We start from the raw sequence: 12,470 nt of genomic DNA, 5'->3' as shown, positions 1-12,470 counted from the left end.
GGGCTGCGTCAGGCGCTGGGCAAAGGCAGGGCGGTCTTGTAGCGCACCTGCTTGAGTGCAAAGCTGGATCGGATCTTCTCCACGCCCGGAATGGGCGACAGCTGCTCCAAGATGAACCGCTCCAGCGCCCCGATATCGGCAAGCGCTACGCGGATCAGGTAGTCGCTGTCGCCGCTCATCAGGTAGCACTCCATCACCTCATCGTGTTCGGCAATGCGGCGTTCAAAGTCGGCCAGGGCCTCCTTGCTTTGCGCCTTGAGGCTGATGCTGATGAACACATTCAGGCCCAGCCCCAGCGCCGCCGCATTGGCCAGCGCCACATAGCGGCTGATGACGCCTGCTGCCTCCAGCGCCTTTACCCGCGCCAGGCAGGGCGAGGGCGACAGGTGCACGCGCCGCGCCAGCTCTACGTTGGACAGAGATCCATCGGCCTGCAGCTCGGCCAGGATGCGCAAATCGAGGGTGTCCAGTTTCATATGCCGCAGTTTATTGCTTTGGCGGCATAAAGTGCTATAGATGCGCGTTGCGAAAGGCAAAACGGCAACTCATTTGGAGCCAGCCTCGCTACAGTGGCCTCCATGAACGCCCTCACACCCCACGCCCTGCTGCAACAAGCCATCGGCGCCCCCCTGGACGCCGACCCCGAAGAAACCGCCGAGTGGCGCGATGCCTTCCTGGCACTCGTCGCCACCGAAGGCCCCGAGCGAGCGCGGCACATGCTGCAGGAGCTGGTGCGGGTGGCGCGTGCGCAGCGCATTGGCTGGCAGCCTGACCTGAACACGCCGTACGTGAACACCGTGGCGGTGCAGGACCAGCCTGTGTTTCCGGGTGACCTGGCCATCGAGGAGCGCGTGGCTTCCATCGTGCGCTGGAACGCGCTGGCCATGGTGGTGCGCGCGAACCAGGCGTATGGCGAGTTGGGTGGGCACATTGCCAGCTACGCCAGTGCTGCGGATCTTTTCGAAAGCGGGTTCAACCATTTTTTTCGTGCCCGTGAAGGCCTGGGCGAAGGGCAGCACCGGGGCGATCTGGTGTTCTTCCAGCCGCACAGCGCGCCCGGCGTGTATGCCCGCGCCTTCCTGGAAGGGCGCCTGTCCGAGCAGGACCTGATGCACTACCGCCAGGAACTGACGGCGCCGGGTGCGGGCGCGCAGGGGCTGTCGAGCTACCCGCACCCCTGGCTGATGCCGGACTTCTGGCAGTTCCCCACCGGCTCGATGGGCATCGGCCCTATCAGCAGCATCTACCACGCACGCTTCATGCGCTACCTCACGCACCGCAACCTGCTCAACTGCGCGGGGCGCAAGGTGTGGGGCGTGTTCGGCGATGGCGAGATGGACGAGCCCGAGAGCATGAGCGCGCTGACCCTGGCCGCGCGTGAAGGCCTGGACAACCTGGTCTGGGTCGTCAACTGCAACCTGCAGCGCCTGGATGGCCCAGTGCGTGGCAACGGCCGCATCATCGACGAGCTGGAGCGCTTGTTCGCCGGCGCGGGTTGGAGCGTGGTCAAGCTGGTGTGGGGCAGCGACTGGGACGGCCTGTTCGCCCGCGACCTGACCGGTGCGCTGGTGCGCACGCTCGAAGGCACGGTCGATGGCCAGATGCAGACCTTTGCCGCCAAGGACGGCCGCTTCAACCGCGACAACTTCTTCGGTCAGAACCCTGAGCTGGCTGCCCTGGCCCAGGGCATGACGGACGAGCAGATCGACCGTTTGAAGCGCGGCGGGCACGACCTGGTGAAGATCCACGCCGCCTACGCCGCCGCCGCTGCGCACACGGGCCAGCCCACGGTGATCCTGGCCCACACCAAGAAGGGCTACGGCATGGGCACTGCCGGCCAGGGCAAGATGACCACGCACAGCCAGAAGAAGCTGGATGAGACCGACCTCATCGAGTTTCGCAATCGCTTCAACCTGCCGCTCAGCGACGAGCAGGCCACCAGCCTGGCCTTCTTCAAGCCCGCCGAAGACAGCTCGGAGATGCGCTACCTGCGCAGCCACCGCGACGCACTGGGCGGCTACCTGCCGTGCCGCGAGACGGCGTGCGACGCGCTGCCCGTCCCGTCCATCGATAGCTACGCGCAGTTCGCGCTGCAGGCCGATGGCAAGGAGATGAGCACCACCATGGCCTTCGTGCGCATGCTGGGCACGCTGCTGAAGGACACCACCTTGGGCCCGCGCATCGTGCCCATCGTGGCCGACGAGGCGCGGACCTTCGGCATGGCCAATCTGTTCAAGCAGGTAGGCATCTACAGCAGCGTGGGCCAGCGTTATGCGCCCGAGGACATCGGCTCGGTGCTGAGCTACCGCGAGGCGCTGGACGGCCAGATCCTGGAAGAAGGCATCAGCGAGGCGGGCGCCATCGCCAGCTGGACGGCTGCTGCAACGAGCTACAGCGTGCACGGCCTGGCCATGCTGCCGTTCTACATCTACTACTCCATGTTCGGCTTCCAGCGCGTGGGAGACGCCATCTGGGCTGCGGCGGACCAGCGTGCGCGCGGCTTCCTCTTGGGGGCGACCTCGGGCCGCACCACGCTGGGCGGCGAGGGCCTGCAGCACCAGGACGGCAGCAGCCACCTAGTGGCCGCCACCATTCCCAACTGCAAGGCCTACGACCCAGCCTACGCGGGAGAAATGGCCGTCATCATCGACGCCGGCATGCGCGAGATGGTGACCGAGCAGCGCGACGTTTTCTACTACGTCACGCTGATGAACGAGAACTACGCACAGCCCGACCTGCCCGCCGGTGCGGCAGAAGGTGTGCTGCGTGGATGCTATGTTTTCAGGAGCTATTCAGGCAATATGCACCAGCGCGACAGCGCGATTTCGTCCAAAAGCGTCACCCTGATGGGCTCTGGTGCCATCCTGACCGAGGTGGTCAAGGCCGCAGAACAACTTGCCAGCGAGGGCGTGGATGTGACCGTGCTCAGCGTCACCAGCTGGAGCGAACTGGCCCGCGACGGCGTGGCCTGCGAGCAGCGCTGGCTGGCGGGCGATGCCCAGCCTGCACCCGCATGGCTGACGCAGCAACTGGCCACGACCCGCGGACCAGTGATCGCCGCCAGCGACTATGTGCGCGCCGTGCCCGAGACGGTGCGCGCCTTCATCCCCGAGGGCCGCAAGTATGTGACACTGGGCACGGATGGATTTGGACGCAGCGACACGCGGGCAGCGCTCCGGCAGTTCTTTGGGGTGGATGCAGCCAGCGTGGCCCTGGCCGCGCGGCGAGCGCTGGCCGCTGGCTGATGGGTGCAGGGGGGCGAGCGCAGGCGCCTGCCGTCGTTTTACTGTGCCTCCGCTCTGTCGCCTGATGGCAGCGGGGGTGGGGTGAACGCCATTGCCCAATTTCGCGCAGGCTTCCTACAATGGTCCAGCAACCGTGAGAGGGCGCCATGGCACATGTCATCTGGGACCATAACCCGCCGACCACCTGGATAGCCAACGTGGACGGGCAAGCACTTTGCTCCATCAAGCGCAAAGACATTGGCGGATGGACCGCCGCCTGGGCAGACGACCGCCTGTGGCCGCCGCCCGCCCATTTGCCCAAGGCCATGCCGCAACCCACCCAGTTTTTCAGTAGTCTGGAAGAAGCCAAGCAGGCGGTGGAAAACGCGCTGGGCGCATGAAGGCTGTGCGGTGGGGTGCTGCTGCAGCCTGAGTGACTGCAGGGATGGTTGGCCTGTGGCCTGCCAGCGTACAAAAAGGGGTGGTGGCCCCCCCATGCGTACCGCCAGGCTCAGCCTGCAGGGCGCTGGAAGAACGCATTCAGCACCGGCATCAATCCCGGAAACTCCTGGGCAAACCGTTCGCGGTTCACAAAGTACGCCTCGCAGGCCACGGCAAAGAACTCGGAGGGTGAGGTGGCGCCGTACGCGTCCAGCCAGGGCCGTTCGGCGCCGAAGCGCTCGGCCATGATCACGCGTTCGCGGAACTGTTCGTAGGCGGGCTCCCAGGCTGCCCACCACGCCTCATACGCAGCACGGCCGGTGTGTGTTCCCATGAAGCCTGCAGGCAGGGGCGGGCAGCCGTTGGGTTGGCCGTTCTTCATATCGAGCTTGTGCACGAACTCGTGCACCACCACATTGTGGCCCCGCGCGGTGTTCTCGGTAGCGTTGCTCACATGCTGCCAGCTGAGCATGATGGGGCCGCGCTCCATGGCCTCGCCCAGCAGCACCTGGGTGTGCTCGTGCACCACGCCCGCTTCGTCCATCGTCTGGCGGCGGGCCACGGCCTCGCCGGGGTGCAGCACGATGCCCACAAAATCGTCGTACCAGTCGAGTGCCTTGGTGGGGTCGCCCCAGTGCAGCAGGGGCAGGCAGGCCTGCGCGGCAATGTCGATGGCCATGGCGTCGGTCACCACGAGGCCGTGGGCACCGTGGAATTCCTTGTGGTGCAAGAAGAGGGCGCTGAGCACGCGCAGCTTGGCCTGGTCGTGCAGCGATAGCGCGGCCAGAAATGGGTAGCGCTGCACGGTCTGCAGCCACAACGTGGCAGAGATGTCCGGTACCGGTGCCACGGTGGCGCGCACGCGGCGCCAGAGGCGGTTGAGCAAGGGGGGCATGGCGATCGGGCTGCGGGAGGTGGGCCCGCTCAGTTCATGACCGCTGTTACTTGGGGGCCAGGGGCAGCCGTTCCAAGCCCGCGCTGGACAAACGCAGTGTTTCCAGCCGGGGGGGCAATGCTGCGGCATCCCAGTCGCTCAGCACCAGGCGTTGCAGACCCGGAGCCAGCACATGGTCGGCTGGCCGGTGGGTGTGGCCGTGGATGAGGGTGTGGGCGCCTGCGGCCTGCAGCCAGGCGATGGCGGCGGGGCTGTCCACATCGGCGTACGTGGCCCCAGACTGCTTGCGCGCCTCGCTCTCCTGGCGGATGCCGCGCGCCTGCACGCGGCGCGTGGCCAAAGGCTGGGTCAGAAATTGCTGCTGCCAGGCGGCGCTGCGGGCCTGCAGGCGAAAACGCTGGTAGTCCACATCGTCCAGGCACAGCAGGTCGCCGTGGCTCAGGACATACCGCTGGCCGTCAAAGACCAGGACTGTGGGGTCTGCCAGGCCGGTGATGCCGCACCCAGCCAGGAAGGCAGGGCCCGCCAGAAAGTCGCGGTTGCCATGCATGAAGTACACCGGCAGGCGCTGCGCGGCGGCCCGAAGGAGGGCGCAGCCCTGGGCTTCGAAGCGGCTGGGCTCGCTCATGGCATCGTCGCCCACCCACACTTCGAACAGGTCGCCCAGGATAAAGAGGGCGTCTGCCGTGGTGCCTTCCAGATACTGCTGGAATGCGGCCACCGTGGCGGGCTCGCTGGCCTGCAGGTGCAGGTCTGAAATGAAATCGACCGCGCGCCAATGCGAGGGAGCGACAAGCTCCTCGAACCGGGGCACGGTCGTGGTCACGGGGGAGGCTGGGTGGTTCATCCCTTGCGCTGCGGCCTGCAATGGGCGGCCGACATGGGCGTGGCCTCAGCGGGGCGCGCAGCGCCACAGGGGGATGCGATGCTCAGAGGGCGACCGCCTTCTCGATGATCACGTCTTCCTTCGGCACGTCGTCATGGAAGCCCTTGCGGCCCGTCTTCACGGCCTTGATCTTGTCCACCACGTCGGTGCCTGACACAACCTTGCCGAACACGGCATAGCCCCAGCCCTGGGCCGAAGGTGCGGTGTGGTTCAGGAAGCCGTTGTCGGCCACGTTGATGAAGAACTGGGCGGTGGCCGAGTGCGGGTCGCTGGTGCGGGCCATGGCCACGGTGTAGTTGGCGTTCTTCAGGCCGTTGTTGGCTTCGTTTTCGATGGGCGCGTCGGTGCCCTTTTGGGTCATGCCGGGCTCAAAGCCGCCGCCTTGCACCATGAAGCCGGGGATCACGCGGTGGAAGATGGTGTTGTTGTAGTGGCCTTTGTTCACGTAGGCCAGGAAGTTCTCGACCGACTTGGGTGCCTTGGCGGCGTCGAGTTCGAGGGTGATGACGCCGTAGCCGGCGATGTGCAGTTCGACTTGGGGGTTGCTCATGGCTTTGCTTCTTTCAAAAAATGGGCTCTTCACTTCACCACGGTGGCGGAGTTGATGGTGATGGGGGTGGTGGGCACGTTCTGGTGGCCGCCCTTGTTGCCGGTGGCCACGGCCTTGATCTTGTCGACCACGGCGGTGCCTTCGACCACCTTGCCGAACACGGCGTAGCCGTGGCCGTCAGGGTTGGGGGCGTTGAGCATGCCGTTGTCCTTCACGTTGATGAAGAACTGCGAAGTGGCCGAGTTGGGATCGCCGGTGCGTGCCATGGCGATGGTGTAGGTGTCGTTCTTGAGGCCGTTCTTGGCTTCAAGCGGGATGGGGGCCTTGGTGGGCTTTTGCTGCATATCAGCCGTGAAGCCGCCGCCCTGGATCATGAAGCCGTCCATCACGCGGTGGAAGATCGTGCCGTCGTAGTGCTTGCTGTTCACGTAGGCCAGGAAGTTCTCGACCGTCTTGGGGGCCTTGGCGGCGTCGAGCTGCACGACGATGTCGCCCATCGACGTGGCCAGCTTGACCTTGGGGGCATCTTGCGCCTGTACGGGTGCTACTGTAAACATAGCAACCAGGGCAATACTTGCCAGCGCTACCGTCGAATTTCTTCTGGAAATCATCCAATCACTCCTTCGAAAAAGATCTGCCATTGTTGGCCGCGGCGCGTCCAGTACTGGCGCTTGACCGGGCCTGTGCGGGCGCCTTCGGCGACTTCGCCGAACGTTACCACCATGGTGTCGGCCGAGTCTGTCCACCGCAGGTAAGACTTGTCCTTGAGCTGGAGTTCCCGGCCCTTGAGGGCGCGGGCCTCGGCCTGCAGCACCTGGGTCCATTCCTCCAGCGGCTTCTTGCGGTAGCTCTGGAAGTCGGACGCATAAAAGCCCAGCAGGCGCTTCATGTCGCCCTCGGTCTTGGCGGCGCGCCAGGCGTTGAGCACCGCTTCGAACGATTTGCGGTCGGCCGCCACGCTGTGAGGCTGCACCCATTGCAACTGGCGCGCAATGACTACGGGGGTGGAGCGGGGCTCCACCGTGCGCAGGATGCGTTCGAGGTCGGGGTTGGCCAGCACGAGGCAACCGTCGGTCGCCAGTGGCGCGCGCGAGAATTGGTCGGGCGGCGTGCCATGCAGCCAGATGCCGCTCCCCGTCTTGCCCCGGCTCTGGTCCAGGGGATTGGGATAGTTGATGGGCAGGGCGCCCGCGCCGTAGAAGTCCTTGAGCTTGGCCGGGTCCAGGCGGCTGGTGATGAAGTACACCCCCAGCGGTGTGCGCTGGTCACCCTCCACCTCTTTTTCGATGCCCAGCTTGCCCACGGAGGCATAGTAGTCGGCCACCAGCCGCAGGCCCTGGGCGGTGTTTTCAAAGAGGTACAGGCGAGAGCGCGAGGTGTCTACCGCAATCGCGTGGCGCGAGCGAGGGGATAGCTCCAGGAACTGTGCGGGGATGGCATTGACCGGGGGGCGGCTGCGTTGTGCATCCACACGCTGGCGCGATTCGGTGCGCAGTTCGGCCAGTGCTGCAGCGGCCTGGATGCTGCGGGCTGAGTCCGGCTCAGGGGCCACATCGCCCATATGCCGCAGTGGCCGGGTTCGCGACATGAGCAGGTCACCGACCGCCAGTTGCGCCAGCTGGAAATTGGGGTAGTCGCGCGCCAGGCTTTCGGCCTGGGCCAGCGCCTCGCGACCCCGGCCTTCGGCCACCAGCTTGTAGACCGCCATGAGGCGCGTCTCCGCTTGGCCGTCGCGCAGCTCAGCAGGTGTGGGCGCCACCGGGGGGGTGGTGAATGCCGCATGCGCAGCAGCCGCCCGGCGGGCCTTGGCACCCTGCGGCAGGGCTGGCGTGGCCAACGAGAGGCCCAGCAGCAACAGCACCGCCGATGCTGCCCTGCGGCCTGCGTTGGTCAGGGGCACAAACATGCAAACCATCTATCAGCTGACTGTCAGGGCAAAAAAAAAAGCCCGCGCGGAAGGCGCAGGCGCCGCATCGGGGGCCATGGTCAACCGCCTGTGGATTCGCGAACGATGGTCCAGCGGCCGTTGTTATTGACGAGGTCCAACGTCTTGCGGCTGCTCACGTTGAGCGAGTCGGCACTGTATGCCTGGCGAAACCGGGCCGTGGCCTTGTCACCTTGTACGGACACGGTGATGTCAGAAAGCTTCACGCTGATCTTGGATTTGCCGACGATGCGCGCCTCGCGTTCCTTCTCCCAGGCAGCGCGGCCTTGGCGACCAGGTGGATCGAACGACTTGTCGTACGCGCCCAGGTACCCCTTCATGTCCTTGGACGACCAGGCCGCAGCCCAGGCCTGTACGGCAGAGGTAACGGCCTGGGTGGATGCGTCGCCCGCAGCTGCAGGCGCTGGGGCAGGTGCCGGTGCAGCGGGAGCGGGGCTGACAGTTGGAGCTGGGGCTGGAGCGGCGGCAGGCGCTGGCGCCTGGGCTGCAGCTGCTGGCGCAGCGGCGGGCGCTGGAGCGGGTGCAGGGCGCTGGGTTACCACCACGGCGGGCGCGGGCGCTGCGGCGGCAGGGCGACCGGTTTTGCTGCCGGGTTCGTTGGAGAACAATTCGCGGATCAGCGCCAGCTTGGGCTTGACGGAGTTGGCGTTGTTGGCATCCAGTTGCAGCGCCTTGTTGTAGGCCTGGCTGGCCAGCTTGGCGTAGATGTCGCCCAGGTTTTCCTGTGCGGTGGCGTAGCTGGGGTTGGTGCGGATCGCCATTTCCAGCGCCGTGCGGGCCTTGTCCAGCTGGTTCTGGTTGGCGTACAGCACAGCCAGGTTGTTGTAGGGCTCGGGCAGCTCTGGGTACTCTTCGGTGAGCTTGGTGAAGGTGGCGATGGCGTCGGCCTGCTTGCCCGAGTCGGTCTGGGCCACGCCGCGCAAGAAGCGCAGCTGCGGGTCACGTGGGTTGGCGGCCAGGCGCTGGTCGGCCTTGGCCAGCGCCTCGGACGCCTTGCCAGCCTTGAGCAACTGGGTGATGTCGGCATAGTCGTCCGCGTGGACCACGCCCGTGCCCATCAGGGCGGTCAGTGCCAGAAGGCGCAGTAGGCGTGGGAGTGTGCGTCGGACTTGCTTCATGGGGGTACAAAGGAGTTGGGCGGCAGCCAGCCCGGGCGGGGGCTTATACTGCGGCGGATTGTAGCTGAGGGGGTTGTCATGACGGTACGCTGTTGCCGCTGGTGATTTTGCTGGACGCCCCTTGCCGGGCCACCCCCTGTCAAGGGCCGAGTTCCGCTGCTGCCGGGTGAGTTTCTTTGCCTCGCCCACCCCATCAAGTCTCCCGTTACTGAAATCCCATGAGTTTGCGCATCTACAACACGCTGTCGCGTGCATTGGAAGACTTTTCCCCGCTCGAACCTGGCCATGTGCGCATGTATGTGTGCGGCATGACCATTTATGACCTGTGCCATATCGGCCACGCCCGGATGATGATGGCGTTCGACGTCGTGCAGCGCTGGCTCAAGGCCAGCGGCCTGCGCGTGACCTACGTGCGCAACATCACCGACATCGACGACAAGATCATCAAGCGTGCGCTGGAGCGTGGCATCACCATCCGCCAGCTCACTGACGAGATGATTGCCGCCATGCACCAGGACATCGGCCTGCTGGGCATCGAGCCGCCGTCGGTCGAGCCCCGCGCTACCGAATATGTGCCCCAGATGCTCTCGCTCATCGGCCAGCTGGAAGGCAAGGGCCTTGCCTACCGGGCGAGCAACGGCGATGTGAACTACTCCGTGCGCAAGTTTGATGGCTACGGCAAGCTCTCGGGCAAGTCGCTCGACGAGCTGCGCGCCGGCGAGCGCGTAGCAGTGCTGGACGGCAAGGAAGACCCGCTCGACTTCGTGCTGTGGAAAGCCTCCAAGCCCGAGGAACCCCCCGAGGCCAAATGGGACAGCAGCTTTGGCTCGGGCCGACCCGGCTGGCATATCGAGTGCTCGGCCATGTGCGGCGCCACGCTGGGCGAAACCTTTGACATCCACGGCGGCGGCGCGGACCTGCAGTTCCCCCACCATGAGAACGAAATCGCCCAGAGTGAAGGTGCCACGGGCAAACCGCTGGCCAAGTTCTGGGTGCACAACGGCTTTGTGCGCGTGGACAACGAGAAGATGTCCAAGAGCCTGGGCAACTTCTTCACCATCCGCGACGTGCTCAAGACGTATGACGCAGAAACCGTGCGCTTTTTCATCGTCCGCGCCCACTACCGAAGTGCGCTGAACTACAGCGATGCGCATCTGGATGACGCGCGCCAGGCGCTCAAGCGGCTGTACACCGCGCTGAGCCTGGTGACTCCCGCGCAAGCCGCTTCTATTGACTGGACCAACCCTTACGCGGCCCGCTTCAAGGGCGCGATGGACGAGGACTTTGGCACTCCCGAGGCCGTGGCCGTGCTGTTTGATCTGGCAAGCGAGGTCAACAAGACCCGCTCCGTCGAGCTGGCGGGGTTGCTCCAGGCGCTGGGTGGCTGTCTGGGGATCTTGCAGGGTGACCCCAAGGCTTTTCTTCAGTCCGGGGCCGCCGGTGTGGATGAGTCTGAGATTCAGGCACAGATTGCTGCCCGGGCCGCAGCCAAGGCGGCCAAGAACTTTGCCGAGGCCGACCGCATCCGCAACCACTTGCTGGCCCAGGGCATCGTGCTCAAGGACTCTGCCGCCGGCACCACATGGGAAGCTGCCCAATGAGCATGGTTTTGATGCTAAATATGCCAGTAGTGCAGGTGGAATAAGCGGTGGCAGCTTCTAAAAAGATATCGGGTGACGCTGTGGCGCCGTCGCTGGTGCTGGCCACGCCCGACTACTGGGCCGAGGCCTGCAAGCACCTGGTGAAAAAAGACCGGGTGATGAAGCGCCTGATCCCGCAGTTTGGCGACGCCGCGCTGCAAACCAAGGGCGACCCCTTCATCACACTGGCGCGTTCCATCGTGGGACAGCAGGTGTCAGTGGCGTCAGCACAGGCCGTATGGGAGCGTTTTGTAGCGCTGCTGCCGCGCGGCATGAAGCCCGCCAGCGTGCTCAAGCTCAAGATCGACGACATGCGGGCCGCAGGCCTGTCTGCCCGCAAGGTGGACTACCTGGTGGACCTGGCCATGCACTTTGAAGGCGGCAAGCTGCACGTCAAGGACTGGGCCGCCATGGACGATGAGGCCATCATTGCCGAGCTGGTGGCCATCCGTGGCATCGGCCGATGGACGGCCGAGATGTTTTTGATCTTCTATTTGATGCGGCCCAATGTTTTGCCCCTCGACGACGTGGGGTTGATCAGCGGCATCAGCCAGAATTACTTCTCTGGCGACCCCGTGAGCCGCAGTGACGCCCGCGAGGTGGCCGAGGCCTGGAAGCCCTGGTGCAGCGTCGCGACTTGGTATATTTGGCGGTCTCTGGACCCCCTGCCTGTAACTTATTGACACCACTGCAGGCACGCCGGTTACAGTGCGTGCCATTCGTGGCAACCCCGCCGGGTGCGATCCCCCTAGGAGAAAAACGTTGGCGAAAAAGACCTTTCTGGATTTCGAACAGCCCATTGCCGAGCTGGAGTCCAAAATTGAAGAACTGCGCTACGTGCAGACCGAGAGTGCCGTCGATATTTCGGAAGAGATCGACCAGCTGAGCAAGAAGAGCCAGCAGCTCACCAAAGACATTTACAGCGAACTGTCGCCCTGGCAGATCACCAAGATCGCCCGCCACCCTGAGCGTCCCTACACGCTCGACTACGTGCGCGACATCTTCACCGACTTCGTCGAATTGCACGGCGACCGCCACTATGCGGATGACCTGTCCATCGTGGGCGGTCTGGCGCGCTTCAATGGCCATGCCTGCATGGTCATCGGCCACCAGAAGGGCCGTGACACGAAGGAGCGCGCCATGCGCAACTTCGGCATGAGCAAGCCCGAGGGCTATCGCAAGGCCCTGCGCTTGATGAAGACGGCCGAGAAGTTCAAGTTGCCCGTGTTCACCTTTGTGGACACACCCGGCGCCTACCCTGGCATCGACGCCGAGGAACGGGGCCAGTCCGAGGCCATTGGCCGCAACATCTTCGAGATGGCGCAGCTCGAAGTACCCATCATCACCACCATCATTGGCGAAGGCGGCTCCGGCGGCGCCTTGGCCATCAGCGTGGCCGATCAGGTTGTGATGCTGCAATACGCCATCTACTCGGTCATCAGCCCCGAAGGCTGTGCGTCCATCCTCTGGAAGACCAGCGACAAGGCGCAAGAGGCCGCTGACGCCCTGGGCATCACCGCCCACCGCCTCAAGGCCCTGGGTCTGGTGGACAAGATCGTGAGCGAGCCTGTGGGCGGCGCTCACCGTGACCACAAGCAGATGGCTGCCTTCCTCAAGCGCGCTTTGGGTGATGCCTTCCGCCAGGTGGCAGACCTCAAGACCAAAGACTTGCTGGACCGTCGCTACGAGCGTCTGCAGAGCTACGGCCGCTTTAGCGACACCAAGGCGGACGCCCGCTAAGCCCGCTGAGGGCAGGTTCAGGCCTGTCGTT

Annotated in this window: 12 protein-coding genes; 5 read left to right on the top strand and 7 right to left on the bottom strand. The window is 64.9% G+C overall.

Features of this window, described 5'->3' with window-relative positions; translation table 11 throughout:
- Positions 1–8 precede the first annotated feature (8 nt).
- On the bottom strand, positions 9–476 hold the full coding sequence (locus AC07X4_RS08480) for an Lrp/AsnC family transcriptional regulator (RefSeq protein ID WP_099730725.1): 468 nt from the start codon (positions 474–476) through the stop codon (positions 9–11).
- Between the two features lie 102 nt (positions 477–578).
- Here AC07X4_RS08480 and mdeB point away from each other — a divergent pair, with 102 nt between their 5' ends.
- A complete protein-coding gene (mdeB, locus tag AC07X4_RS08475; RefSeq protein WP_494739823.1) occupies positions 579–3,245 on the top strand; it encodes an alpha-ketoglutarate dehydrogenase in 2,667 nt (888 codons plus the stop codon).
- A gap of 146 nt (positions 3,246–3,391) precedes the next feature.
- The gene (locus AC07X4_RS08470; protein ID WP_108498826.1) at positions 3,392–3,625 is read left to right on the top strand and encodes a hypothetical protein; all 234 of its coding nucleotides are present in this window, start codon (positions 3,392–3,394) and stop codon (positions 3,623–3,625) included.
- A gap of 110 nt (positions 3,626–3,735) precedes the next feature.
- On the opposite strand, the gene AC07X4_RS08465 is transcribed toward AC07X4_RS08470, so the two are convergent.
- From AC07X4_RS08465 to AC07X4_RS08440, 6 genes are all read right to left on the bottom strand, one after another.
- Entirely contained in the window at positions 3,736–4,560 is an 825-nt protein-coding gene (locus AC07X4_RS08465; RefSeq protein WP_494739822.1) for a M90 family metallopeptidase, read from the bottom strand.
- Positions 4,561–4,606: 46 nt separating this feature from the next.
- Positions 4,607–5,407: a UDP-2,3-diacylglucosamine diphosphatase gene (locus AC07X4_RS08460; protein ID WP_494739821.1), complete on the bottom strand. Its 801-nt coding sequence runs from the start codon at positions 5,405–5,407 to the stop codon at positions 4,607–4,609.
- An 82-nt stretch (positions 5,408–5,489) separates the two neighbouring features.
- Positions 5,490–5,996 (bottom strand): peptidylprolyl isomerase, encoded by a 507-nt coding sequence (locus AC07X4_RS08455; protein ID WP_056064668.1) that lies wholly within the window; start codon positions 5,994–5,996, stop codon positions 5,490–5,492.
- 29 nt (positions 5,997–6,025) lie between these two features.
- The gene (locus AC07X4_RS08450; RefSeq protein ID WP_494739820.1) at positions 6,026–6,607 is read right to left on the bottom strand and encodes a peptidylprolyl isomerase; all 582 of its coding nucleotides are present in this window, start codon (positions 6,605–6,607) and stop codon (positions 6,026–6,028) included.
- Positions 6,604–7,911, bottom strand: coding sequence for a L,D-transpeptidase family protein (locus AC07X4_RS08445; RefSeq protein ID WP_494739819.1), 1,308 nt, complete (start codon positions 7,909–7,911; stop codon positions 6,604–6,606). Before AC07X4_RS08445 ends, AC07X4_RS08450 begins: the two co-directional genes overlap by 4 nt.
- Positions 7,912–7,982: 71 nt before the next feature.
- Positions 7,983–9,059, bottom strand: coding sequence for a YybH family protein (locus AC07X4_RS08440; protein ID WP_056064660.1), 1,077 nt, complete (start codon positions 9,057–9,059; stop codon positions 7,983–7,985).
- A gap of 218 nt (positions 9,060–9,277) precedes the next feature.
- Between AC07X4_RS08440 and cysS the strand changes: the two genes are divergently transcribed.
- The 3 genes from cysS (at position 9,278) to AC07X4_RS08425 (ending at position 12,439) form a co-directional block, all read left to right on the top strand.
- Positions 9,278–10,660: a cysteine--tRNA ligase gene (gene cysS / locus AC07X4_RS08435; protein ID WP_494739818.1), complete on the top strand. Its 1,383-nt coding sequence runs from the start codon at positions 9,278–9,280 to the stop codon at positions 10,658–10,660.
- Between the two features lie 47 nt (positions 10,661–10,707).
- Positions 10,708–11,382 (top strand): DNA-3-methyladenine glycosylase family protein, encoded by a 675-nt coding sequence (locus AC07X4_RS08430; RefSeq protein WP_494739817.1) that lies wholly within the window; start codon positions 10,708–10,710, stop codon positions 11,380–11,382.
- A gap of 79 nt (positions 11,383–11,461) precedes the next feature.
- Positions 11,462–12,439, top strand: a complete 978-nt coding sequence (locus AC07X4_RS08425; RefSeq protein ID WP_494739816.1) for an acetyl-CoA carboxylase carboxyltransferase subunit alpha — start codon at positions 11,462–11,464, stop codon at positions 12,437–12,439.
- The last annotated feature ends 31 nt before the right edge of the window (positions 12,440–12,470 follow it).

This window comes from Acidovorax sp. GW460-11-11-14-LB4 (assembly GCF_059423685.1).
This window is presented reverse-complemented; position numbering and strand designations above follow the sequence as displayed.